Origin of the sequence: Microbacterium sp. A94 (assembly GCF_051842855.1) — a bacterium.
Lineage (GTDB): Bacteria > Actinomycetota > Actinomycetes > Actinomycetales > Microbacteriaceae > Microbacterium.
Window position 1 is genome coordinate 268,952 of sequence record NZ_JBPXMU010000003.1, and the last position, 23,712, is coordinate 292,663.

20 protein-coding genes are annotated in these 23,712 nt (G+C 64.0%); 16 read left to right on the forward strand and 4 right to left on the reverse strand.

Features of this window, described 5'->3' with window-relative positions; genetic code table 11:
• The first annotated feature begins 466 nt into the window (after nucleotides 1–466).
• From ACSU1L_RS10795 to ACSU1L_RS10815, 5 genes are all read left to right on the forward strand, one after another.
• Nucleotides 467–1,345 carry a MaoC/PaaZ C-terminal domain-containing protein gene (locus ACSU1L_RS10795; protein WP_439255784.1) on the forward strand — a complete coding sequence of 293 codons (879 nt, stop codon included), beginning with the start codon at nucleotides 467–469 and terminating at the stop codon, nucleotides 1,343–1,345.
• Between the two features lie 36 nt (nucleotides 1,346–1,381).
• Nucleotides 1,382–2,293: an SDR family NAD(P)-dependent oxidoreductase gene (locus ACSU1L_RS10800; RefSeq protein WP_439255785.1), complete on the forward strand. Its 912-nt coding sequence runs from the start codon at nucleotides 1,382–1,384 to the stop codon at nucleotides 2,291–2,293.
• A gap of 171 nt (nucleotides 2,294–2,464) precedes the next feature.
• On the forward strand, nucleotides 2,465–4,789 hold the full coding sequence (locus tag ACSU1L_RS10805; RefSeq protein WP_439255786.1) for a CoA transferase: 2,325 nt from the start codon (nucleotides 2,465–2,467) through the stop codon (nucleotides 4,787–4,789).
• Nucleotides 4,790–4,833: 44 nt separating this feature from the next.
• On the forward strand, nucleotides 4,834–5,241 hold the full coding sequence (locus tag ACSU1L_RS10810) for a Zn-ribbon domain-containing OB-fold protein (RefSeq protein ID WP_439255787.1): 408 nt from the start codon (nucleotides 4,834–4,836) through the stop codon (nucleotides 5,239–5,241).
• Nucleotides 5,238–6,377: a thiolase C-terminal domain-containing protein gene (locus ACSU1L_RS10815; RefSeq protein WP_439255788.1), complete on the forward strand. Its 1,140-nt coding sequence runs from the start codon at nucleotides 5,238–5,240 to the stop codon at nucleotides 6,375–6,377. The genes ACSU1L_RS10810 and ACSU1L_RS10815 overlap by 4 nt, the downstream gene beginning before the upstream one ends.
• Before the next feature lie 176 nt (nucleotides 6,378–6,553).
• On the opposite strand, the gene ACSU1L_RS10820 is transcribed toward ACSU1L_RS10815, so the two are convergent.
• The gene (locus ACSU1L_RS10820) at nucleotides 6,554–7,777 is read right to left on the reverse strand and encodes an IS256 family transposase (protein WP_439255789.1); all 1,224 of its coding nucleotides are present in this window, start codon (nucleotides 7,775–7,777) and stop codon (nucleotides 6,554–6,556) included.
• Nucleotides 7,778–8,104: 327 nt separating this feature from the next.
• On the opposite strand from ACSU1L_RS10820, the gene ACSU1L_RS10825 reads away from it, so the two are divergent.
• Complete coding sequence (locus tag ACSU1L_RS10825; RefSeq protein ID WP_439255790.1) at nucleotides 8,105–9,382, forward strand: IS110 family transposase; 1,278 nt, start codon at nucleotides 8,105–8,107, stop codon at nucleotides 9,380–9,382.
• A 407-nt stretch (nucleotides 9,383–9,789) separates the two neighbouring features.
• On the opposite strand, the gene ACSU1L_RS10830 is transcribed toward ACSU1L_RS10825, so the two are convergent.
• Nucleotides 9,790–10,884, reverse strand: a complete 1,095-nt coding sequence (locus tag ACSU1L_RS10830; RefSeq protein WP_439255791.1) for a PQQ-dependent sugar dehydrogenase — start codon at nucleotides 10,882–10,884, stop codon at nucleotides 9,790–9,792.
• A gap of 198 nt (nucleotides 10,885–11,082) precedes the next feature.
• Between ACSU1L_RS10830 and ACSU1L_RS10835 the strand changes: the two genes are divergently transcribed.
• From ACSU1L_RS10835 to ACSU1L_RS10850, 4 genes are read left to right on the forward strand one after another with little or no spacing between them, the layout of a single operon-like run.
• A complete protein-coding gene (locus tag ACSU1L_RS10835; protein ID WP_439255792.1) occupies nucleotides 11,083–11,631 on the forward strand; it encodes a TetR/AcrR family transcriptional regulator in 549 nt (182 codons plus the stop codon).
• Complete coding sequence (locus ACSU1L_RS10840; protein ID WP_439255793.1) at nucleotides 11,628–13,214, forward strand: MDR family MFS transporter; 1,587 nt, start codon at nucleotides 11,628–11,630, stop codon at nucleotides 13,212–13,214. Before ACSU1L_RS10835 ends, ACSU1L_RS10840 begins: the two co-directional genes overlap by 4 nt.
• Nucleotides 13,215–13,256: 42 nt before the next feature.
• Entirely contained in the window at nucleotides 13,257–14,264 is a 1,008-nt protein-coding gene (locus ACSU1L_RS10845; protein WP_439255794.1) for an SDR family oxidoreductase, read from the forward strand.
• 10 nt (nucleotides 14,265–14,274) lie between these two features.
• Nucleotides 14,275–15,261: an aldo/keto reductase gene (locus ACSU1L_RS10850; RefSeq protein WP_439255795.1), complete on the forward strand. Its 987-nt coding sequence runs from the start codon at nucleotides 14,275–14,277 to the stop codon at nucleotides 15,259–15,261.
• Nucleotides 15,262–15,283: 22 nt separating this feature from the next.
• Here the strand turns inward: ACSU1L_RS10850 and ACSU1L_RS10855 are convergent, their stop codons facing one another.
• On the reverse strand, nucleotides 15,284–16,258 hold the full coding sequence (locus ACSU1L_RS10855) for a serine hydrolase domain-containing protein (RefSeq protein ID WP_439255796.1): 975 nt from the start codon (nucleotides 16,256–16,258) through the stop codon (nucleotides 15,284–15,286).
• Complete coding sequence (locus ACSU1L_RS10860) at nucleotides 16,258–18,018, reverse strand: glycoside hydrolase family 35 protein (RefSeq protein WP_439255797.1); 1,761 nt, start codon at nucleotides 18,016–18,018, stop codon at nucleotides 16,258–16,260. The genes ACSU1L_RS10855 and ACSU1L_RS10860 overlap by 1 nt, the downstream gene beginning before the upstream one ends.
• 75 nt (nucleotides 18,019–18,093) lie before the next feature.
• On the opposite strand from ACSU1L_RS10860, the gene ACSU1L_RS10865 reads away from it, so the two are divergent.
• Genes ACSU1L_RS10865 through ACSU1L_RS10890 form a run of 6 tightly spaced genes read left to right on the forward strand, consistent with a single transcriptional unit; the run spans nucleotide 18,094 to nucleotide 23,684 of the window.
• Nucleotides 18,094–19,869, forward strand: a complete 1,776-nt coding sequence (locus tag ACSU1L_RS10865) for an ABC transporter ATP-binding protein (RefSeq protein WP_439255798.1) — start codon at nucleotides 18,094–18,096, stop codon at nucleotides 19,867–19,869.
• 39 nt (nucleotides 19,870–19,908) lie between these two features.
• Nucleotides 19,909–20,064 carry a hypothetical protein gene (locus ACSU1L_RS10870; RefSeq protein ID WP_439255799.1) on the forward strand — a complete coding sequence of 52 codons (156 nt, stop codon included), beginning with the start codon at nucleotides 19,909–19,911 and terminating at the stop codon, nucleotides 20,062–20,064.
• A complete protein-coding gene (locus ACSU1L_RS10875; RefSeq protein WP_439255800.1) occupies nucleotides 20,061–20,954 on the forward strand; it encodes a PmoA family protein in 894 nt (297 codons plus the stop codon). Before ACSU1L_RS10870 ends, ACSU1L_RS10875 begins: the two co-directional genes overlap by 4 nt.
• Nucleotides 20,951–21,679 carry a cupin domain-containing protein gene (locus ACSU1L_RS10880; protein ID WP_439255801.1) on the forward strand — a complete coding sequence of 243 codons (729 nt, stop codon included), beginning with the start codon at nucleotides 20,951–20,953 and terminating at the stop codon, nucleotides 21,677–21,679. The genes ACSU1L_RS10875 and ACSU1L_RS10880 overlap by 4 nt, the downstream gene beginning before the upstream one ends.
• Nucleotides 21,676–22,770 (forward strand): Gfo/Idh/MocA family protein, encoded by a 1,095-nt coding sequence (locus ACSU1L_RS10885; RefSeq protein WP_439255802.1) that lies wholly within the window; start codon nucleotides 21,676–21,678, stop codon nucleotides 22,768–22,770. The genes ACSU1L_RS10880 and ACSU1L_RS10885 overlap by 4 nt, the downstream gene beginning before the upstream one ends.
• Nucleotides 22,767–23,684 (forward strand): family 43 glycosylhydrolase, encoded by a 918-nt coding sequence (locus ACSU1L_RS10890; RefSeq protein ID WP_439255803.1) that lies wholly within the window; start codon nucleotides 22,767–22,769, stop codon nucleotides 23,682–23,684. The genes ACSU1L_RS10885 and ACSU1L_RS10890 overlap by 4 nt, the downstream gene beginning before the upstream one ends.
• The last annotated feature ends 28 nt before the right edge of the window (nucleotides 23,685–23,712 follow it).

Consider the following 23,712-nt stretch of genomic DNA (forward strand, 5'->3'; position numbering starts at 1 on the left):
TCGGAGCGCCGCCGACAGAGCAAATAATCGATCGTGACGACCGCGCGCATCCTTTGAGATGTGTATTCACAGGTAACGTGCGCACGTCCTCGGCGTTCCCGGCGGATTCGTGCTGCCCAGGACCAACTCCAGCCAGGAGACGAGGTGTGCGGGAGTGTCGAACGCAGCGGCCATTTCGGCATCGGTTTCAGTGAAGGTGTTCTCCGCGCCGGTTGCACTGTTCCCGTGCCGACACTAGCGGTTTCCGCATCCTCATCAGCGTCTCGTTTCGGTGAGGAGCACCGAACCTTGCGCAATCCATTTGACTCTCGTCGTCGAGTAGCGCCCAACAGAGTGTGAGAAACCGGGACGAGTGGCGTGTCGGTGGGGTGAAGCCGTTGCGTTTCTTGGCGCGTGATTCCGCAGTGAAAAAAGAAGGGAAAACTGCACCTTCTTTTTAGAGCGGCATACTAGTAAGCTCTTCTATGTGGAACTTACGACGCTCGCAGACATTCAGATCGGTGTCCCTCTCAGCATTGAGGGAAGCGTGTCCTGGACAAGCCGAGACGCGCTTCTGTACGCGCTCGCTATTGGGGCGGGGCAGCGTGATCCCGCCGCCGAACTTGCGTTCACGACAGACAACACTGCGTCGAACCAGCGGGTTCTGCCCACCTTCGGCGCGATCTTGTCTGGCAGATTGGGGATGGAAGCGGTTCTCTCTGCCATCGGTGGGATTGTCGACACGACGAAGATGCTTCATGGTGATCAGTCCTATGTGCAGTTTCAGGAACTGCAGCCTGAAGGGTCGCTAACAGCGGTCACCTCCATCACCGGAGTGTGGGACAAAGGTTCAGCCGCAGTTGTTGAGATCGACACAGAGTTCGCGGATACTGCGGGAACGGTGCTGGGTCGCGGAGCGCGTTCCTTGTTCTTCCGCGGCGCCGGAGGCTGGGGTGGAGACCGAGGGCCTTCGGCTGACAAGGCCCCATCTAGCGATGGGCGCCCGGATCTCACTATCCAGGTACCCACTCGGCCAGATCAGCCGCTACTTTACCGATTGACGGGCGATAACAATCCAATTCACACGGATCCGGAGGCGGCCAAGAATGCCGGCTTCAGTCGCCCGATCATGCACGGAATGTGCCATTACGGCATGATCGGCCGAGTGCTACTCAACGAACTGGCGGGTGGGGATCCCGCCCGGTTCGTTTCCTTGTCGACGAGATTTAGTCGACCGGTGATGCCCGGCGACCAATTGACGCTCGACGTCTGGGCGCAGTCCAACGGGCGTGCACGATTCACAGTTACCGACCCGGCCGGAGAGAAAGTGCAGACTGGCGGGGTTTTCGAGTTCGCCGGCATCTGAGTCGCGGGCTCCCAGAATACAAGAAAGAAGGAACACATGGCAGGCTGGCTGGACGGAAAAGTTGCTATCATCACAGGCGGTGGCAACGGAATCGGAGCGGCGATCGCCCGCAAGTTCGCGGATGAAGGCGCCAAGCTCATTATCAATGATCTCGGAGCGAGTCCGGACGGGGTTGGGGACGATGAGGGCCCTGCCAAGGTGATGGCGGAGGAGATCATCGCTAAGGGCGGCTCCGCTCAATACGACGGCGGTGATATCTCAAAGTTCGAGACAGGCGAACGTCTCGTTGCGAAGGCGATCGACGCGTATGGCCGCCTTGACGTTCTCGTTAATGTCGCCGGCATTCTACGGGACCGGATGATCTTCAACCTTGAGGAGAAAGACTGGGACGCGGTCATCAACGTGCACCTCAAGGGGCACTACAACACGATTCGTCCGGCTGCAGCCTACTGGCGGGGGCAGCGCAACCCTAACGCTAACTACCGCATCATCAACTTCAGCTCGATCGCAGGTCTTCATGGGTCTGCAGGTCAGCCCAACTATGCCGCGGCGAAAATGGGCATCGTCGGACTCACCTATTCGACGGCGAATGCCCTGAGCAAATACGGCGTGACGACGAACGCCATCTCTCCGCGTGCGGCATCGCGACTGACCGCGATCATCCCCGATCACCTCAGGACGGGCAATGAGTCGACCGAGGAGACAGCGGGCGCCCGTCACATCGCACCGATGGCGACGTACCTCGCGAGTGACCGGTCTGGGTGGCTCAACGGCCGTGTTGTCGGTGTCCGAGGCAACTCGGTAGAACTGTATAACATCCCCGAACCGATCCGTGAGATCAGCTCGGCCGAGGATTGGGATCTGGAAACTCTTGCCGAGATGGCCGAACGCTCCTTCGCAAGCCCGGCGAAGGTCAAGCTTGTTGCCCCGGGTTTTGAACGCGACTGAGTATCACTGGCCTCAAAAGCAGAACCCCCGGGAGTCATTCTCGCTAACGGGGGTTCTCACCACGCCGATCTGGTTCGCGGATGAGAACGGAGGACTGTCGGAAGTAACCCGAATCAGATTCTAGTATCGTGCTCTATGTGCCCGTATTCGATATTGAAAAGGAGACGCCGCTTGAACGACGAAAAATCGCAGACCCGGTTGCTCGAAGATGTGCGAGTGCTCGATCTCTCCAATGATGGGGCCGCAAGCCGGGCGGCCTCGCTGCTCGGAGACTATGGTGCCGATGTCATGAAGGTCGTCACCACAGATCCCCGCTTACGGCCATCAGACGCACAACGCCTCGCTGACTGGTTGGTGAATAATCGGAGCAAGCGCATCGCGATCGCAGATCCTGGTGACAGAGCGGACCGCGAGGCCGTGGATAACCTGGCTAAGACTGCGGAGATTATCGTTGCCGGCACGGTTGAGCGCCTCGTTGCTTTCGGGCTCGACGTCGATTCGCTGGCGACTCAGCGAATCGTTCTCTTTACGCCTGCTTACCTTCCCGAAGGAGCGCCGTGGTTCGGTGAGAAGGAGTCTGCCGAACTTCTGGAAGCTATCACAGGACTTTCGACATATCAGTCGTCTTACTCCGGAGACCCGGTCACCTCGGTTTATCCTTTCCTTGAACGAATGCAAGGCGTTTGGGCGGCGACGACGGCAGTGGCGGCCCTTATCGAGTCCCGCGAGAGCGGGGCCGGACAGTCCGTCTCCGTCAGCGGATTCCAGGCGGCTCTCATCTTCGGAAACTCGCAGTTCACCCGACCCACCGACGCGCCCGATCCTGATCGGGCGGTAGGACCGGGGGGGCTCAACCCGGTTTACACGCGATACGAATGCGCTGACGGGCGTTGGATCTTCGTCGGGGGGCTTGGACCTAAATTCGCCCGCGCCGTCGTCGATGCTACAGGCATGCATACCCTCCTCGAGGATCCGCGGATAGGTGGTCGCGTAGAGCGCCTATGGAGTCAGGAGAACTCGAGTTGGGCTATCGCCGAGTTCGCGGCGCGTTTTCGCCAACGGCAGGCCAGTGACTGGGTCGAAGCTCTCGAGGCAGCGGATATTCCGTGCACCCAGCTCCTTCGTCGGGATCAGTGGCTCGAATCCGAACAGATGCAGGCGATGAGCCAGCGAATCACACTCGCCGACCCGGTGATCGGCGACGTGGTCGGTCCCGGTGCAATCATCGATTCACTCAGTGCGCCCGCAACGATCGCTCCTGCAACGGCCGCCGTTTCGGTATCCGGCATGACCTGGCTCGCGCCGGAGCATGAGCGCATCTCATCGCGCTCTGCAACGCGCACCGGGGGGCCGCTAGCCCGATTCACGGTCGGTGTACTGGGTTCCTTCGTCGCGGGCCCCTATGTCGGCTGCTTACTCGCGTCGCTCGGCGCGAACGCGATCAAAATAGAGTCACCAGAGGGAGACCCATGGCGTGTGCAAGGATTCGGAGTGAACCGAGGCTACCGCGCTCTCGCTGTTGATCTCAGACAAGATGCCAGCCGCGATGCAATTCTTTCCGTGCTGTCGACGTGTGACGTGGTCGTCAACAATTTCCGTCTCGGAGTCATGGAGCGACTGGGGATCGGTGATTCGCAGCTCAGGTCACTGAACGATCGCGTCGTCACGGTCGCCGTTACTGCGTACGGTGAACGGGGTCCGCTGTCGAAACGCCCCGGGTATGACACGGTTCTCCAAGCTGCATCAGGAATGATGTACGCACAGGGCGGCGATGAAGAACCTGTCGTGTATTCCATGCCGGTTAACGACCTGACTACGGCTGTGTGCGGTGCGTTCGCCGCCGTGCTCGGACTCCACGCCGTGGCCTCGCGGGATGAAGGGCTCCATCTCTCGACCGCGCTCGGCACGACAGCGGCTTTCCTTCAAGCACCGGATGTGCTCGACTACCCGAATCGCTCCGCGGGACGCTCTGGAGGTCGTGATTTCGTGGGCACTTCGCCCTCGGACCGGTACTACCCAGTCAGAGATGGGATCGTGCGCATCCAGGTGCCGACGATCGAACATGCGAAGTGGATTGCAGCCGGCCTGCTGGTCGACCAGGAACAACTCCGTATCGACCCGGTGACCGAGATCACCCGCGTGCTGGGACAATTGCCTCGTCACGAGGCATTGTCCCGGCTGAAGGCGGCGGAGGTTCCCGCTGTGCCCGCGCGGAAAGTGAGCGAGGTAGCGGCGGATCCAGTGTCGAGTGCAGTCGGTGTGATCTCATCGTTCACAACTTCTGATTCGGTCGATTTTTTCGCTCCTGGAGCTCTTGTCGACTTCGACCGCACGATGGTGCCGCGACTCAGCATTACGCCGGGAATTGGGGAACACAGTGTGGAGCTCTTACGCGAGAGCGGTGTGCCAGAAGTGCAGATCGACGCACTACTCGAAACCGAGGCCGTGGTTCAAGGAGGACCCATGGACATTGTGTATATGCCGCCGTATCGCTGACTAGATTGACGATCGCGACAAGCCAGAACGATAGAAGGAGAACAATGGATCAGGCGCTGCCAGTTCCGACGCCCGAGACCCAGTTTTATTGGGACAAGGTTTCCGAGCGCGAGTTGTGGATCCAGCGATGCCTTACGACTGGAAAGCATTTCTTCTACCCGAAGCTCTACTCGCCGTTTGTGCTGGGTGGGCCAACGGAATGGGTGCGTGTGTCGGGGAAAGCGACCCTTCATTCTTACAACATCATGCACCGGCCCTCGCCGGGATTTGAAGAAAGGTTGCCGTATGCAATCGCGGTCGTCGAACTCGCAGAGGGACCTCGGATGATGACGAATATCGTCGGTGTTGAGAACACTCCGGAAGCACTTCAGCTTGACATGGAGCTCGAAGTGGCGTTCGAAGAACGCGACGGGGTCGTGTTGCCCGTGTTCCGCCCGGCGGTGATCGCATGAGCGCCACTACTGCGATCGTCGGTGCATCGGAGACGAGCGAGCTGGGGGTGATCCCGACGATGTCGGGACTCCAACTTAATGTCGAGGCATCGGTACTTGCTATTCAGGACTCCGGACTTGATGTCAGTGAGATCGACGGCATCTCGGCCACGGGTGCCAACGCGCTTCGCATTGCCGAGGCGCTAAGCATCCGCCCGCGGTGGATAGACAATACGAGCATCGGCGGATGCTCGTTCTTCCTTCACCTCCGGCATGCAATCGCAGCGATCGAGACCGGTCGGGCCAGCGCGGTCTTGGTCAGTCACGGACAGTCTGGTCGTTCACGAGTAGGCGAGGACCGCTTGGCGTTCGGACCCGCTTCACCGAGTGGTCAGTTTGAGTCGCCGTATGGAACCGGGCCGTTCTTCTCGTTGTTCACCATTCCCGTGCTGCGGTTCATGAAAGAACGCGGAGTCACCCACGAACAGCTGGCGTCAGTCGCGGTCACGCAACGAACCTGGGCTGCGCTCAACCCGCGGGCGTACGTGAAGAAACCGATTACAGTCGACGATGTACTCGGTTCACGGTTCATCGCCTACCCATTCCACAAAGACGAATGCTGTGTGGTCACGGATGGGGGAGGAGCATTCGTTGTCACCTCTGTCGAACGGGCGAAGGATCTCCCCGGTCGGCACGCCTACGTTATAGGTACGGGAGAGAGTTGGGAGCACACTCTCGTCTCACAGATGCACGATTTCTCGAGCTCGAGAGCATTCCGCGATTCCAGTAGCGCCGCGTTCGCTGAGGCAGGCGTGACTCCGAAAGACATCGATCATCTAGAGGTGTACGACGCGTTCGCGCATGTTCCTCTCTATGCCCTCGAGGATCTCGGATTCGTCGGCCGCGGCGAGGCAGGAGCGTTTGTTGAGGACGGCAACACACTGCCGGGCGGCTCGCTTCCACTCAACACCAATGGGGGAGGACTCTCGTACACACACACGGGCATGTACGGTATGTTCGCGCTTCAGGAGTCAATTCGGCAGATTCGCGGCGTCGCTCCGGCGCAGGTCGAGAACGTCGAGCTCGCGTTCTGCCAGGGCGTCGGGGGGATGTTCGAAGTGGCCGCATCCGCGATCTTCGCGACGTCGCCGAAATAGCGCCGACCGCTGAGACCGCTGCCCTGGGACGAACGGTTGGGAGACCAAACTGAGCAGAAATGTTAAGGTGGCGTCAACGGTATTGAGCCCGTGGTAACACTCAGCCGAACTGCAACGTAGGTGACGTCCCGCTGTGTGGTGGAGTTTCTCGACACCGTGCGGGTCAGTGCTTTTGATTATGCCGCGTTGAGTTCGGGGATCGCCACCTCCTCGTCGGTGGCGGTGAGGAGCTTCATGGAGTGCTCGCTGAAGTAGCGGCGGTCGGCGCCGTCCCATTCGTCGTGTTGCTCGATCAGGACGTGCCCGGCGAGGCGCAGGAGCGCGGCGGGGTTCGGGAATGTGCCGACGACATCGGTGCGGCGTTTGATCTCTTTGTTGACGCGCTCGAGCGGGTTCGTGGACCAGATCTGTCGCCAGTGCTGCTGCGGGAAACCGCAGAACGCGAGGATGTCGTTCTTCGCGTTCTCGAGCATGTCCGCGATCTTCGGATGCGACCGGGTCAGCATCCGCACGACCTCGTGGAACTGGGTGAAGACATGCTCGGTGTCGGGTTGCGCGAAGATCGTGCGGATGATCGACGCGACCATCGGCCCCGACGCTTTCGGGACGTTCGAGAGCACGTTGCGCATGAAATGCACCCGACACCGCTGCCAACTCGAGCCCTGGAACACGGTCTCGATCGCGGAGATTAGCCCCGTGTGAGCATCGGAGATGACGAGCTTCACCCCGTCGAGCCCGCGGGCTTTCAACGAGCGCAGGAAGCTCGTCCAAAACGGCTGCGACTCGGTCTCTCCGACTTCGAACCCGAGGACTTCCCGCCGCCCGTCCGCGGCGACGCCGATCGCGACGACCACGGCCTGAGACACGACCCGCCGGCCGACCCTGGCCTTGCAGTAGGTCGCATTGAGGAACACATACGGGTAGCTCGTGTCCGTGAGAGGCCGGTCGCGGAACGCGGCAACGTCCTCGTCGAGATTCGCGCAGATGCGTGAGACCTCGGATTTCGAGATGCCGGTGTCTGCGCCGAGCGCTTTCACGAGGTCATCAACCTTCCTCGTGGAGACGCCGTGAACATACGCCTCCATCACGACCGCGAACAGCGCCTGATCGACCCTGCGGCGCCGTTCCAACAGTGACGGGAAGAAGCTTCCCTGTCGCAGCTTCGGGATCCGCAGGTCCAAGTCCCCGGCCGTCGTAGTCAGAGTGCGCGGGCGGGTCCCGTTGCGTTGTGTTGTCCGCTCCGGGGAGCGTTCGAACGGGGCCGCGCCGATGAACGCGGCCGCTTCCGCATCGATCAGCTCCTGATACAGCGTTTCGGTCGCGACACGGATCCGGTCGGTGACATCGGTGAGTTTCAGTTCCCCAAGGAGCTCGAGGAGGGCAGACTGGTCAAGAGCCATCGTGCGTTGTGTCCTTACGTTGAGATTCCTAGACAGTTCTCACTGACCATCGCACGATGGCTCACCCACGTCTACGACGCAGACAACCCCATCCGAATCTCCACAGAGATACTGGATATGGCTCTGGTGCGGGGTGACTCAAATCTCCACCGACACCTCTCGAGGTTGTCTTTGAGTGGATCTGTCCGCCGTGTCAGAGCCGCTAGCGCCGATTGATCGGTGGGGCATGACTTGAAGGAGCCTGACCTCCAGTCTCATCTCTGTGCTGTCTGCTTTTCCTGATCAACGGCGATACCCCTTCAACGAAGAAACGGGAGCATCGAAGTCATGGCAGCGAACGCATCACCACGAAGGACCGTCTCGGGCGGGGATTCGCCTACCATTTTCGCGGGTGTCGATACCCACAAAGACACCCACCACGTTGCCATCGTTGATGAGCTCGGCCGGCCGATCACCGACCGAGAGTTCCTGGCGGTCGGAAGCGGATACCGCCGAATCGTCGAGTTCCTCCACGAACACGGCATTGTTGAAGCGATCGGTGTCGAGGGCACCGGGTCCTACGGTGCTGAGCTCACTCGCGTGCTGACGAGAGCCGGCATACGTGTGCTCGAGGTTGCGCACGCGAACCGGTCGGAGCGTCGGCTACGCGGCAAATCCGATCCCCTCGATGCATGGCAGGCAGCGCTTGCCGTCGCCGTTGGGAAGGGGATCACGACACCAAAACAGCGTGATGGTGATGTCGAATCAATGCGGGTTCTGCTCGCGGAGAGGTCCTCCGCCACCAAGGCACGAACCGCGAGCATCAATCAGATTCACTGTCTGCTTGTCAGTGCACCTGAGGATATCCGCAAGGACTTTCGCCGTTACAACGGCGACAAGCTCGTCAGTGCTCTCGTTCGCTCTCGTCCGTCAGCGGGGACAAGCCCTGTTTCGATGATCCGAGCCTCAGCGAAACGACTTGCGCAGCGCCATCAAACGCTGACAGCAGACATCACCCAGATCGATCGCCAGCTCAGTGCTCTCACTAGCCGTCAGAACCCCGCGCTCATGGCCGCGAGCGGAGTGGGCCCTGTTGTCGCCGCCCACCTGCTCGCTACCATCGGCGACAATCCTGGCCGCGTCGCCACAAAGGCGCAATTCGCAGCGCTCTGCGGTGTCGCACCTATACCGGCATCCTCCGGAACCAGGCAACGCTTCCGACTCTCCCGCGGTGGAGACCGGCAGGCCAACGCTGCTCTGCATCGCATCGTGCTCCTACGTAAACGCCATAAGGAGGCCCGGACCATGGCATACATCGCCAGGCGGACCGCCGAAGGCCTCTCCGACCGTGACATCGTCCGTTGCCTAAAGCGTCATGTCGCCAACGAGATCTTTGCGCTCCTCACCGACCCCGACGTCGCCCTACCTAACGGTCCGCGCCTGCGCCAACGCCGTCAAACCCTCGGGGTCGTACTGACCGAGGCCGCGAATCAACTCAACGTCCCATACCAGCGCCTCCGCCGATTCGAAATAGGGCAACGAGCAGACCCCGCCCTGGAGATGACTTTCAGTACCTGGCTCGACACCCGATCTCGACAGCATGAATCAAAGCAAATCGCTGCTTGACATCAATAGGAGCATCCACTCCACGGGACGTCACCCAAGAATCAACCCCGCTGAGACGGGTTGAGCCCAGATTTTCCAGATCCTATAACCGCGTAGATCCAGCGTTTCTGACTGGTTCGGGTCGAGACCGGATACGAAAGATGGGGTTCAAATCCCTCCGTCTCCGCCATAAAAACCCTGGTCAAAAGCTGTTTTGCGGGGTTTTTTCCACACATTCTGTGGGCCCCTGTTCAAATCCCACAGTCTCTGACTCCACGGGCAGTCGTAGTCAAATGGCACCTGCGGCACGCCTCTCGCCGCAGGCCTGATCGAGGGTCATGCAGGATGATGTGTTCGAACCGCTTCACCTCTAGCGTCACCAATTAGTTCAATCTTGCGTCGACCACTCATCGGTCAGCGGGATGGCGCTATCCCCAGGTCGCTTCGATGAGGCGATCATCGTCGGCATCGGGTTCGCCTCGTCCGTCAGTGTTGTTCGTGATGAACCAGATGGTGCCGTCTGGTGTGACGGTGACGTCGCGGATGCGGCCGTACTCGCCGCTGAAGTAGTCGGTTGACGCCGTGGGGTCGGCGACGGGAACTGTTCGGAGTACTGTTCCGCGGAGGTTTGCGATGAACAGAATGCCATCAAGATGGGTCATGCCGCTGGGGCTGGCAATGCTCGGTTCCCATTGCTGCACGGGATCCGTGAAGTCGTCGTTGTTCGCGATGCCTTCTACTGTGGGCCATCCGTAGTTGGCGCCGGGGGTGATGATGTTCAGCTCGTCCCAGGTGTTCTGCCCGAACTCGGTTGCGAACATGGTGCCGTCGTCCGCCCAGGACAGCCCTTGGGGGTTGCGGTGTCCGTAGCTGTACACGAGCGACCCGGCGAACGGATTGTCGTCCGGGACTTCGCCGTCGATGGTCATGCGGAGGATCTTGCCGCCCAAGGAATCCAGATCTTGGGCGGCGCTGCCCTGACCAGCATCGCCGGTGGTGGCGTAGAGCATGCCGTCGGGGCCGAATGCCAGGCGTCCGCCATCGTGGTAGCTCGCAGAAGGTATCTCGTCGAGGATCGTCATGGCGTCGCCCAGCGCGAGTGATCCCGGTGCGCCAGTCACGTCGTAGCGTTGGATTCGGTTTCCGTCCGTCCCGGTCGAGTAGACATAGAGCCGCCCGTCGCCCACGGTCATGCCGAGGAGCCCGCCCTCGCCGGCATGGTCGATGCCCGCCACCGTTCCGATCTCGCGTGTGCTGCCATCGTCTGCGAGTTCAAGGATGCGGCCGCTGTCGCGCTCGCTGATTAGTGGGGTGCCGTCGAGGAAGACAACTGACCATGGTGCGTTCAGACCGGTAGCGACCGCGCGTGGTGTCCCGAACGGTGCGTCCGCTTGATCCGTCACCGCGTGGTCGCTCGCCGGGGGAGCGGATGCTTCTGGTGTCGCGGTGGTGCAGGAAGTGAGAAGGATGCTGAGTCCGATGGTGGCGGCAAGCGTACTGGCGGTGCGGTTCATGCTTCTCATGGGATGACCTCAATCGTGACGAATCGGTAGCGGGCGTCGTTTTGCTTTGGTCATTCCGTCAGCCCGCTGCACTGCATAGTACGTGACCTGCATCTCGTGCATAATTGCAGATCGTGCAATAATGCGTACGTGCAACAACCAGAAGGTCTGAGAGCCCGTAAGCAGCGGCAGACGCGAGATGCGATCCATCGAGCGGCCGTGGACCTGGCTTTCGAACTCGGGCCAGAAGCGGCGACGGTCGCCGAGATCAGCGCGCGCGTTGACATCTCGCCGCGCACGTTCTTCAACTACTACCCGACCAAAGAAGATGCGTTCGTCGGCCTGCACGAGGGGCTGCCGAGCGACGACGAACTCGACGTGTTGCGCTCCGGAACCTCCGACGATCTCATCGGCGACATTCTGACGCTCATGCTCGGAGTCTTCACGCCCAGCGACGAGACACTGCTTGAACAGCGCAGAGCACTGATGGCGCAGCATCCGCAGCTCCTTCAGCGGCAGTGGGCGCGAATGATCGGCGTCGAGCAGCGCATCGCCGGTGCTGTTGCCGACCGAATGCGGACCGGAGGCACCTTCACTGCACTGTCGGAGATCGACGATGCAGCGCGTGCTCTGGTTGTGACGTGCAATGCGGTGCTCCGCCTGAGCATCCGAAAGATCATCGAGGGGCACACCTCGGCCGCTGACATCCGACCCCAGGTCGACGAAGCTCTGCACACCCTTCGAGAGGTATTGCGTACGCTGCCATGATTGTTTCCTCGACCAATCCACGGCCCCGCTCGCACGAGTCGCGGCGGGGCATCATCCTGCTCTTCATCGGGCTGGTTCTGGCCATGCTGCTCGCCTCGCTCAGCCAGACAGTGCTCAGCGCCGCGATGCCCACGATGGTGGGTGAACTCGGCGGCGTCGATCAGATGCTGTGGGTGATGACCGCGTACATCCTCGCCTCGACCATCATGATGCCGATCTACGGCAAGATGAGCGACCTGATCGGTCGTAAAGGGCCGATGATCTTCGCGATCGTGACGTTCATGGCGGGCTCCGTGATCGGTGCGCTCGCCCCCGACATGACGGTGCTCATCGTCGGACGAATCGTGCAGGGGCTCGGCGGCGGCGGACTCATCATCCTGTCGCAGGCGATTATCGCCGATGTCGTTCCGGCGCGCGAGCGCGGTAAATACATGGGCATCATCGGCGCTGTCTTCGCTGTGTCGTCGGTGGCCGGCCCGCTCCTTGGCGGCTGGCTCACCGAAGAGGTCGATTGGCGTTGGACCTTCTGGATCAACATCCCCCTCGGCGCTCTCGCGCTTGCGGCGGCGATCACTCTGCTGCATCTGCCGAAGGGCACGAACTCGAAGCCGAAGATCGACGTGTTCGGGATGATGACGCTCGCGGCGGCAACGGCGAGTCTCATCCTGGTCGCCTCCTGGGGCGGCAATGACTACGAATGGACGTCCCCGGTCATCCTCTCGCTCATCGCGGCAACCGTCGTGTTCGGTGTGCTGTTCGTTTTCGCGGAACGGCACGCCGTCGAGCCGATCATCCCGCTGGTCCTGTTCCGGCACCGCAACTTCAACCTCGCCACCGCCGCGGGCCTGCTCATCGGCGTCGCGATGTTCGGCGCGATCGGGTATCTGCCGACCTATCTGCAGATGACATTCGGTGCGGATGCCACGATGGCGGGCATCCTTATGGTTCCGATGATGGGCATGATGCTGATCACCTCACTGCTCAGCGGTTGGCTCGTGAGCAAGTACGGGCGCTACAAGTGGATGCCGATCGTTGGGGCGGCTTTGGTCGCGCTCGGACTGGTTTTGCTGGGCACGATGACGCCCGAGACCCCGCTTTGGCGTTTCTGCATGGACGTGGGCATGCTGGGAATGGGCCTGGGCATCAACATGCAGATTCTTGTGCTGATCGTGCAGAACACGTTCCCGAACCGGGTGGTGGGCACAGCGACTGCCGCGAACAACTTCTTCCGTCAGATCGGCGCCTCGCTGGGCAGCGCGGTGATCGGGAGCCTGTTCGCCGTGAGGTTGGTGGACATCATCGGGACTCGGCTTCCCTCCGGTGCTGCGGCAGCCCAGGTCGGAGATATCGCCTCGCTCACTCCGCACAGTGTGCTGGAGCTGCCGGCATCCGTGCACGAGGTCGTGGTGCACGGATACAACGACGCGCTGACCCCACTCCTGCTCGGCATGGCGCCTCTTGCGCTCGTCGCGGTCGTGTTGCTGTGCTTCATCAAGGAGGTGCCGCTGAAGACGACCATCGAACGCGATATCGCGCCGGACGCAGTCGGCGAGGGTCAGCTCATCACTGATGAAGGGGTGTGAGCCGCGCGCGCGTTCAGCAGCCCGCATCGATAGAGTGCAGACATGGCTCAGATGAAGGTGCTGTTCATCGGCGGGACGGGGATCATCTCCTCGGCAGCAAGCGCACTCGCGGCGCAGCGTGGCATGGAGGTGACGCTGCTCAACCGCGGGCAGTCCCGCCGTGCGCCCGCGGAGGGCGTCGAGGTCCTGACAGCTGATATCTCGGATGCGGCGGCGGTCGATGCCACGCTCGGTGGCCGTGAGTACGACGTCGTCGTGGACATGGTCGCGTTCACACCCGACCAGGTGCAGCGCGATATCGATCGCTTCGAAGGTCGCACGGGGCAATACGTCTTCATCAGCTCAGCATCCGCCTACCAGAAGCCGATTGCACGCCTGCCGATCACGGAATCGACGCCGTTGCGCAATCCCCACTGGCAGTACTCTCGCGACAAGATCGCATGCGAGGAGCTGCTCGCTCGGGCGTATCGCGACCGGGCGTTCCCGGTGACGGTGCTGCGCCCATCGCACACCTACGACAAGTGGACGATCCCCGCATTCGGTGGTTGGACGGCGATCGACAGAATCCGGCGCGGCGAGGAGATCGTCGTTCACGGTGACGGTACGTCGCTGTGGACGCTCACGCATGCGAGTGACTTCGCGGTCGGATTCGTCGGACTCCTCGGCAACCCGCTCGCTTATGGCGACACATTCCAGATCACCAGCGATTTCGTCTACACATGGAACGAGATCTACACGATCCTTGGTCGAGCAGCAGGGGCGGAACCGAAGCTCCGTCACGCCACCAGCGCCGAGATCGAGCAGGCAGCTCCCGAGCGCGCAGGTCAGCTCACCGGCGACATGGCGCACTCCGTGATCTTCGACAACACGAAGATCCGTCGAGTGGTGCCCGACTTCAACCCGACCGTCGCGTTCCACCTCGCGGCTCGGGAGATCATCGGATGGCATGACGCCCACCCGGAGCTGCAACGCGTCGACCCCGCTGTGGACGCGCTCTTCGCTGAGCTGTTGTCTCGCAGTCCGGGCCGCGCTCACCCCGGTTCACCGTAGACTCGGCCCCATGCAGCATCGCTCCCTGGGTCGCACTGGCCGCGACGTCTCCACCATCGGTCTCGGAACCTGGCAGCTCGGTGCCGATTGGGGCGAGGTGAGCGAAGCTGACGCCCGTGCCGTGCTCGATGCGAGTGCGGAATCCGGAGTCACCTTCTTCGACACAGCCGACGTCTACGGCGACGGACGCAGCGAATCCATCATCGGACAGTGGCGACGCGACAACGCGGATGTCGAGCTGACCGTCGCCACCAAGATGGGCCGCCGCGCGGAGCAGATCCCGGCCAACTATGTGTACGAGAACTTCCGTGAGTGGACCGATCGCAGTCGCCGCAATCTCGGCGTCGACACGCTCGACCTCGTGCAGCTGCACTGCCCGCCGACGGCGGTGTACGCCGACGATGCTGTGTTCGACGCGCTCGATCGCCTCGTCGAGGAGGGGGCTATCGCGAACTACGGTGTGAGCGTCGAGACGACTGCCGAAGCGCTCGCCGCGATCGCGCGCCCCCGCGTCGCGACGGTACAGATCATCCTCAACGCATTCCGGTTGAAGCCGCTCGACGAGGTCCTTCCGGCAGCGCGCGAAGCCGGTGTCGGCATCATCACGCGAGTGCCGCTGGCAAGTGGACTTCTCTCGGGCCGCTACTCCCGCGACACGGTCTTCGCCGCGAACGATCACCGCACCTTCAACAGGCAGGGTGAGGCCTTTGACCAGGGGGAGACCTTCTCCGGCGTCGACTACGACGAGGGCGTGGAAGCGGCGCACGAGTTCTCCACACTCGCCCAGAACGTCGGGCTCGAGCCGGCCACAGCCGCCCTCGCGTGGGTCTCACAGCTCCCGGGCGTCTCGTCTGTCATTCCGGGTGCTCGCAGCGTCGCGCAGGCCCGATCGAACGCGGCGGCGGGCTCGGTGCCGGAACTCGACGAGGCCTTCACCGCGTCCGTGCGGGAGTTGTACGACCGCCGCTTCCGCGCCGCCGTCCACCCGCGCTGGTGACGGGGCAACCCCCTGAACGATGTCAGAAGGCCGCGATGATCGCGTTGTCGAGCTGATCGAGCTCGACTCCATCGCGCATCGCGCGGTTCGTCAGCAGAACCCAGGCGAGTCCTGCAGTCGGGTGCACCCAGAACTCCGTGCCGGCCCAACCGCCGTGGCCGAAGACGTCGCGATCGATAAGACCGGGAGCGCGCGTGCGCAGGTTCCAGGTGAATCCCCAGTCCTGCCCGCGCTCGGCGATGTACGGCTCCAGCCGGGGGATGTCGCCGGTCAGCGGGCGGCGCATCATCGCCAGGGTCGACGGATGCAGGATGCCACCCCGCTCGCCCGTGCCGATCCGCAGGAGCGCGGAGCCGAGGCGCAGCAGATCATCAGCGCGTCCTGCAAAGCCTGCGCCGGGGGAGCGTTTGAGGGCAAAGCGTTCCATGTCGACGCCGGCGGCGGAGGCATCCGCAACGGTGTGCGCGTCGGACAGGTCGAGACTCAGCCCATCCGCGCCGATCTCGGCCGCCCAGGCACTGACCTCGGCGTCCCAGGTGCCGCCGGTGGCCTGCTCGATGAGCGCGGCGATGCCCTCGAAGGCGAGCGTCGAGTATCGCGAAGCGGTACCCGCAACGAAGTCGCGGCCCTGCGCGAGCAACTCCTCCCGCATCGGACTCACGGAGTCCATCGGGGGCTCGCTGATCCCTGACGTGTGACTGACAAGATGCCGCAGCCGCACGATGTCATCGCGTCCGGCGCCGAAACCGGGCAGTGCCGCGGTCAGCGGGGTGTCCGGGGTCAGCAGGCCGCGCTCGATCGCACGAGCCGCGGCTATGCCGGTGAGCGGCTTCGTGATCGAGAACAGTGGGTAGCGGTCGTCGATCCGAGCATCGCCGAACGCCTCCAGTGCGACTGTGCCATCGGCCGTTGCTACGCCGAGTACGGCGGTGGGAAGGCGTTCGGCCTCGACGTGTCGTCGGACCCAGTCGAATGCGGCGTTGAATGCGGGGGCCATCACTCGACCTCGTGTCCGAGATCGGGGCGGGCGAGGAACCGGGCCGTCGCGTCGGTCACTGCTTCGAGTTCGACGATGACGACCTGATTGTCTCCGGCACGCGTCACCGGCGCAGGCACGTACAGGGTCCGTTGCGGGCCGCGGCGCCAGTACCGTCCGAGGAAGAAGCCGTTCACCCAGGCGTAGCCCTTGCCCCAGCCGCGGGTGTCGAGGAAGAGGTCCGCCTGCTCGTCGAGCACGAACGTGCCGCGCAAGCCCACAGGACCGGAAGCGCGGCCGTTCACGATCAGCGCGGCATCGGTCGCGGCATCCGCCACTGCCCGGCCGAGCGCCGACACGTCGATCGTGCGCACCTGCCACGGGCCCGCTACGGGTTCACCGTCGATGCGCGGGGTGTCGATGAGGCCCTTGGCCTCACCGATCCGGGTGTCGTAGTTGACGCGGCCGGTCTCTTCGACGAGAAGCTCCAGCCGATCGCCGGCGGGAAGCATCAGGCTGTCGTCGCCGATGCTGCGCTGCAGGCGACCGACCGGCTGCGCGTCACGCGAGACCCACGCGTAGTCGCGGATCTCGGCCTCGAGCACCCCGGGGCCCGAGGTATGAGCCGAAGCCGAGTACTCCACGAGCACGACGTCCGCGCCGAGCTCGTCCATCGTCGCAGGCGTCTCGAAGGCGCCGCGATCGGTCGCAGTCAGCTCCAGCGGATCGGCGACCGCCTCGAACGGGACGGAGAACGTCGGGGCATCCGCCGGCGTCGTAAGCGGCAGATCGGGAACCGGCGCGTGCTTCGCGATAACCTCGCGGAAGGCGTGGAACTTCTCGGTCAGATCGCCTGATTCGGTGATCGGCGAGTCGTAGTCGTAGCTGGTGACCATCGGCAGGTAACGCCCGGAGTCGTTCGCGCCCGCGGTGAGACCGAAGTTCGTGCCGCCGTGCACCATATAGATGTTGACGGATGCTCCGGCGGCGAGCAGCCGGTCAAGGTCAGCGGCGCTGTCGGCGAACGCGGTGGTGTGATGCTTCTCGCCCCAGTGGTCGAACCAGCCGCACCAGAACTCCATGCACATCATCGGCCCGGTGCTCTGGTGTTCGCGCAGGGTTGCGAGACGCTCCGCGATGCGTCCGCCGAACGAGCCGGTCTTGTGCAGCGCGGGGTGCGCGCCGCCGGCGAGCATGTGCGGGATGGGCTGGTCGACCTGAGTCAGGGGCACGCTGATGCCGCCAGCGCGGGTGGTGGTGACGAGGGTGTCGAGGTAGGCGGTGTCGGATCCGTAGGCCCCGTACTCGTTCTCGATTTGCACGAGGATGACGCTGCCGCCGTTGTCGATCTGGCGGGGCGCGATGATCGCGTTCACCTTCTCGAGGTACGCGGTGACCTCGGCGAGGTAAGCAGGGTCGGAGCTGCGCAGCCGCAGCGACTTGTCGGCGGTCAGCCACGTCGGAAGTCCGCCGTGGTGCCACTCCGCGCAGATATAGGGTCCGGGCCGCACGATCGCGTGCATCCCTTCTTCGGCGATGATGTCGAGGAACCTGCCGAGGTCGACGTCTCCGTCTTCGCGCCACTGGCCCTTGACCGGTTCATGCGCGTTCCAGGGAACGTAGGTCTCGATCGCGTTCAGCCCCATGAGGCGCGCCTTGCGGATGCGGTCGCGCCACAGATCGGGGTGCACCCGGGGGTAATGCATGGCGCCGGAGATGATCTGGTGCGGCTGGCCGTCGAGTAGGAAGTCGGTCTCACCGATGAGGAAGCGCGAAGTCACGCCGTCAGCCTACCCCGCTCGGGCAAGCGCTTTCCAAATGGCGGGATGCTGTGCTCGAGGGGCTAGCATGGACTCGTGACACGGAGAGCGCTTTCCCGGATTCCCGACCTCATCGACGGGTCTCACCCGACGCGGTCGGTGCTGAGGCTGCTCCGGCGCCGGCCAGGACGGATGCTCGTCGCTGTTCTCGCCTTCACGATGAAGGAGGTCCCGCTGTGGTTCCTGCCCGTCGTCACAGCAGCCATCATCGACATCGTCGCAGGACGGGGCGAGGTGTCGGCAGTGGTGTGGTGGTTCGTGCTTGCGTCCGTCCTGCTGCTGCAGAACTACCCGAACCACATCCTCTATACCCGCAACTTCATGACCGTCGTGCGCGATACCGGCGCCGACCTGCGTAATGCCCTGGCCGCCCGGTTGCAGAGTCTGTCGATCGGGTACCACACGCGAGTCAGCTCTTCGATCGTGCAGACCAAGGTCGTCCGCGACGTCGAGAACGTCGAACTCATGCTGCAGCAGGTCACGCATCCGCTGCTGTCCGCTGCGATGGTGATGACCGGTGCCCTCGCGATGACGGCGATCGCCGTGCCGCAGTTCCTGCCGGTATATGCACTGGCCGTGCCGATCGCGATCGGCATCCGCTACGGCATGCGCAACCGCTCCCGGGCGCGCAACGAGGTGTTCCGCCGCGAAGTCGAGACGCTCTCCGCACGTGTGGGGGAGATGGCATCACTCATCCCGGTCACCCGTGCCCACGGCCTCGAGGAGACCGCCGTCACCCGGGTGGCCAGCGGCGCGGACGGCGTGCGGCGTGCGGGTCTTCACCTGGACATGCTCAACGGGCACGTCGCTTCTATCTCCTGGGTTGCGATGCAGCTGCTCGGCGTCGGATGCCTCGTGCTCGCCGCGGTATTCTCACTCACCGACTTCCTGCCGATCACGCCCGGTGAAGTCGTGTTGCTGTCGACATACTTCACGCTGCTCACCGGTGGGCTCACCCAACTTCTCGTGCTCATCCCGGTCGGCGCTCGAGGTCTGGAATCGGTGCGCTCGATCGCCGAAGTTCTGCAGGAGCCCGACCTCGAACTCAACGAGGGCCGACGTGCGATCGCCGCCGTCGACGGCGCGATCACCCTCGAGAAGGCCTCGCACCGCTATGCGGATGCCGAAACGGATGCCCTGCACGAGATCGACCTCGAGATCCCCGCCGGCGCGACCGTTGCCTTCGTCGGGTCATCCGGATCAGGTAAATCGACGCTCCTGAACCTCGTGCTCGGCTTCGTGCGCCCCAGCGGCGGACGCATCCTGCTCGACGGCCTCGATATGCAGACGCTCGACATGCGCACGGTGCGCCGGTTCGTCTCGGTCGTCCCGCAGGAATCGGTGCTGTTCGAAGGATCGATCCGCGACAACATCGCGTACGGGATGCCGGATGCCACGGACGAGCGGATCGTCCGGGCGCTGCGCGATGCCAACGCCTGGGACTTCGTGCAGGAGCAGCCGCACGGGTGGAACACCGTCGTCGGTGAGCGCGGCGCGCGGCTGTCCGGCGGGCAGCGGCAGCGCCTTGCCATTGCCCGCGCGCTCGTGCGCGACCCGCGGATCCTGCTGCTCGATGAGGCCACGTCCGCACTCGATCCGGAATCCGAGGGGCTCGTCAAACAAGCGCTGGAGCGGCTGATGCGCGGGCGCACCACCCTCGTCGTCGCCCACCGCCTATCCACCATTCGACAGGCCGACCGCATCGTCGTGCTCGAACAGGGCCGCATCGTCGAGAGCGGCGCGCACGACGAGCTGCTCGCCGCCGACGGCCGCTACGCGAAGCTGCACCTCACCCAGTCGGGGCTCACCTGAGCCGCGATCTCGAAGAATCCGCGTCCACAAAGGAGTGACATGGCAACGGACCGACCGTTCCAGGCGGCCATCATCGGCACCGGAGGGATCGCCGCGGGTGAGACCACGGGCGATGATCCGTTCTTCAGTACGATGTCGGGCGATGCTGTGCCCTGGCATCCTGTCAAAGACCGCACCGAGGAGGCCGTGTCATGACCCTGTCCGCCATCCGCACCGAGTCCGAGTTCGTCGTCCGCGATGGCGATGTGGAGCTGCTCCGTTACGTGTTCGTGCCCGATTCGCCGCAGCTCGAGTCGCCCAAGCCCTACCTCGACCCGCTGCGCACGCGCGCTGGCCGCGTTGTGAGCCTGTTCCGGCCGTGGGACCACGTCTGGCACAAGGGCATCGCCTGGTCGCTACCGGTCGTCGACGACCAGAACTTCTGGGGCGGGCCGACCTACGTGCACGGGCATGGCTACGTCCAGCTGCCCAACGACGGCACGCAGGCGCATATCGCGGTCACCGCAGTCGAGGAGGGTCAGATTGCCCGCTTCGCGCACGACCTGGAATGGATCACCGAGAACGGCCGCCGTCTGTTCACCGAGCGCCGCGAGCTCACCGCGCGACTACTGGCCCCCGAAGCATGGGCGCTCACGTTCGCGACCGAGATGACCAACATCACGGATGCACCGATCCTGATCGGCTCCCCGACGACGAAGGGCCGCGACAACGCGGGCTACGGCGGACTGTTCTGGCGCGGCCCGCGCTCGTTCACCGACGGAATGCTCGTCACCGCAGACGGCACAGGGTCGGGATCCGACATCCGTGGTCAGCGCCATGAGTGGATGGGATTCGCCGGCAGGCACGACGAGATCGACGCGACCTCTCTGCTCGTGATGGTCGATTCGGCCGCCAACCCGCACCATCCGCCGCAGTGGTTCGCGCGCTCCGAGGAATTCGCCGCGCTCAACCCGGCGCCGTTCTTCAGTGAAGAGCTGACGATCGCCCCGGGCGAGAAGGTGGTGTTCCGCTACGCGGTCGGGATCGCGGATGCCGGAGCGCATGCGGCATCGGCACTCGCGGCGCACTTGCGGGAGCTACTGTGACGGGTATCTTCCCCGGCGGCGTTGCCGTCTCCGACCTCGAGGTGTACGACTGGGAGGCCGCGGACGGATGCCGAAGCGGATCCCCACACCTGCACACCGCATCGAGCGAGGGGTACGTCGTGATCGCGGGGAGCGGCGCCGTCCAGACGCTGTCGGCCGCGGGATTCGACGAGCAACCGCTCACACCCGGCGACGTCGTTTGGTTCTCGCCCGGCGCAGTGCACCGCCTCATAAACCACAGCGACCTGCGCCTGTTGGTCGTGATGTCGAACGCCGGCCTGCCGGAAGCGGGCGACGCGGTGCTCACCTTCCCCACCGAGGTGCTCGACGATCCGGATGCTTACGCTGTGGCGGTCGCTCTGCCCGCGGGCGAAGGCCGTGCCGCTGCTGCCCGAGCTCGACGTGATCTCGCGCTGGAGGGGTTCACCGTGCTGCGCGCCGGGGGAGCAGAGGCGCTCGCCCGCTTCCATGAGCGCGCCGTACGACTTGTTCGGCCCCGCACCGCCCAGTGGCGCGCCCAGTGGGAGACGACCGTCGTGGCTGAGACCGCGCGTGTAGACGCGCAGTTGACCGCGCTCGCCGCGGGAGAGCCCGGGCTGATGTCGGCCGCTTCCGTCACCCGTATCGCTCCCACGTCCCCCGAGCGCAGCTACGGCATGTGCGGGCGCCTGCACACCTGGCAATGGGCCGCCGCACCCCCACGAGATTCCGAGGCATCCGCATGACTTCCCTCCTCCGCACCGCGATCGTCGGCACCGGATCTGTCGCCAATCTGCACGCCCAGGCTGTGGCGCTGCATCCACGCGCTGAGCTCGTTGCCGTCACTGACCTGTCCCGCGCCGCCGCCGACGTGTTCGCCGCTCGATACGGCGGACCCGCGGTGCATGACACTCTCGACGAGCTCCTGGCCGCCGAGCATCCCGACGTCGTCCTCATCTGCACGCCGCCGGCCGTGCACCGGGAACAGGCGCTCGCCGCGTTCGCCGCCGGGGCGCACGTAGTGGTGGAGAAGCCCCCGGCGCCGTCGCTGGACGAACTCGACGAGATGCGCGCGGCCGCTGCTGCAGCCGACTGTCGGCTGGCCGTCGTGTTCCAGCAGCGCACCGGAACCGCAGCAGCGCACGTGCGGCGCCTGCTGCATCAGGGGGCGCTGGGGCGCCCACTGATCGCTCTGTGCCAAACGCTCTGGTATCGCGGCGCGGACTACTTCTCCGTGCCCTGGCGCGGCAAATGGGAGACCGAGGGCGGTGGCACCACATTGGGCCACGGTATTCATCAGCTGGATCTGCTGGGGTTCCTGCTCGGCGACTGGGCGAGTGTGCAGGGGCGCCTGTGGCGGCTCGATCGCGAGACCGAGACGGAGGATGCATCCACGGCGACAGTTACGTTCGCGAACGGCGTCGTCGCGCAGGTCGCCACCAGCGCCGTCTCGCCCCGCGAGACCAGCTCGATCCGCATCGATACGCAGAAGGCGACGGTAACCGTTGACCATCTCTATGGGCACGGACATGAGAACTGGGCGATCACCCCGGCGCCCGGTTTCGAGCATGAGGCTGACGCCTGGTCTCTGCCCTCGGCGGAGGAGCGCAGCGACCACTCGGTGCTGCTGCGGGAGGTATTCGATGCGCTGTTGGATGGTCGGCAGCTCCCGGAGACCGCCGACGAGCCTGCCCGCTCGTTCGAGCTTGTCGCCGCGATCTACGCATCGGCTGCAGCCGACGGTGCGGTGATCACCCCAGCCGATCTGGCGACGCATCCGACGCATCGCTCCGGATTCGCGAGCCCGGTGACCGATATGCGTGGCGTCAGAGGATGACGCTCGCCGAGCTCTACCGTGATCCGGTCTACGACGGCGCGACGGATCCGACCGTCGTCATCGCTGACGGGCGGTGGTCGATGTTCTACACGCAGCGCCGGGCGACGCATCCCGATCCGGGTCCCGGCGTCGCCTGGGTGCACGGTAGTCGCATCGGCGTCGCGCACTCCGAGGACGGGGCGGACTGGACATATGCGGGGACCCTCGAACCGACGTCCGACGGGCTACAGCTATCAGCCTCGGGGCCGCCAGCTTCCACCGATCGTACGCACTGGGCGCCCGAGGTCATCTACGACGGCATGTGCTGGCGGATGTACCTCACCGAGATCGACGGGGTGCCCGACCAATGGCCGGGCCATGCGCGCGAGATCGTCGAATATGTCTCCGATGACCTCGCTCGCTGGACGCGCCGCGGCCCGATCGTGCTGTCGAGTGATCGCGTCATCGACGCAGCCGTCGCACGCACGCCGGATGGTGCATGGCGGCTCTGGTACAAGGATGAGGCGGCGGACAGTGTGACCATGGTCGCAACATCGCCCGACCTCGAGGACTGGACTGTCGAGGGCGTCGCGATCGGCGGGCGTCCGCACGAAGGACCGTACGCGTTTGAGCTCGACGGCTGGTGGTGGATGATCGTCGACGAGTGGCGTGGCATGGCCGTGTACCGCTCGACGGATGCGACCGCGTGGGAGCGGCAGGGTGACGCGGACAGCGTGATCCTCGGCGCCGGGAAGATGCCGGGTCTCGGGTTCGGCCATCACGGTGCCGTCGTGCGTGACGGAGAGTGCCTCTGGTTCTATTTTTTCGGCCATCCCGAGGGTGCCCAAGAGCGGCGCTGCGCGGTGTATCGAGTGCAGCTGGACGTCGTCGATGACAGGCTCATAACGTCGCTTGCAAAACGTTTCAACGCGTAGTACCGTTGCGGGCAAGCGCTTTCCCGGT

Bases quoted from the DNA above. Each gene is read 5' to 3' on its own strand.
- ACSU1L_RS10800 (WP_439255785.1), top strand. From the start codon at position 1,382: ATGGCAGGCTGGCTGGACGGAAAAGTTGCTATCATCACAGGCGGTGGC.
- ACSU1L_RS10810 (WP_439255787.1), top strand. From the start codon at position 4,834: ATGGATCAGGCGCTGCCAGTTCCGACGCCCGAGACCCAGTTTTATTGG.
- ACSU1L_RS10815 (WP_439255788.1), top strand. From the start codon at position 5,238: ATGAGCGCCACTACTGCGATCGTCGGTGCATCGGAGACGAGCGAGCTG.
- ACSU1L_RS10820 (WP_439255789.1), bottom strand. From the start codon at position 7,777: ATGGCTCTTGACCAGTCTGCCCTCCTCGAGCTCCTTGGGGAACTGAAA.
- ACSU1L_RS10825 (WP_439255790.1), top strand. From the start codon at position 8,105: ATGGCAGCGAACGCATCACCACGAAGGACCGTCTCGGGCGGGGATTCG.
- ACSU1L_RS10830 (WP_439255791.1), bottom strand. From the start codon at position 10,884: ATGAGAAGCATGAACCGCACCGCCAGTACGCTTGCCGCCACCATCGGA.
- ACSU1L_RS10840 (WP_439255793.1), top strand. From the start codon at position 11,628: ATGATTGTTTCCTCGACCAATCCACGGCCCCGCTCGCACGAGTCGCGG.
- ACSU1L_RS10845 (WP_439255794.1), top strand. From the start codon at position 13,257: ATGGCTCAGATGAAGGTGCTGTTCATCGGCGGGACGGGGATCATCTCC.
- ACSU1L_RS10850 (WP_439255795.1), top strand. From the start codon at position 14,275: ATGCAGCATCGCTCCCTGGGTCGCACTGGCCGCGACGTCTCCACCATC.
- ACSU1L_RS10855 (WP_439255796.1), bottom strand. From the start codon at position 16,258: ATGGCCCCCGCATTCAACGCCGCATTCGACTGGGTCCGACGACACGTC.
- ACSU1L_RS10870 (WP_439255799.1), top strand. From the start codon at position 19,909: ATGGCAACGGACCGACCGTTCCAGGCGGCCATCATCGGCACCGGAGGG.
- ACSU1L_RS10875 (WP_439255800.1), top strand. From the start codon at position 20,061: ATGACCCTGTCCGCCATCCGCACCGAGTCCGAGTTCGTCGTCCGCGAT.
- ACSU1L_RS10885 (WP_439255802.1), top strand. From the start codon at position 21,676: ATGACTTCCCTCCTCCGCACCGCGATCGTCGGCACCGGATCTGTCGCC.
- ACSU1L_RS10890 (WP_439255803.1), top strand. From the start codon at position 22,767: ATGACGCTCGCCGAGCTCTACCGTGATCCGGTCTACGACGGCGCGACG.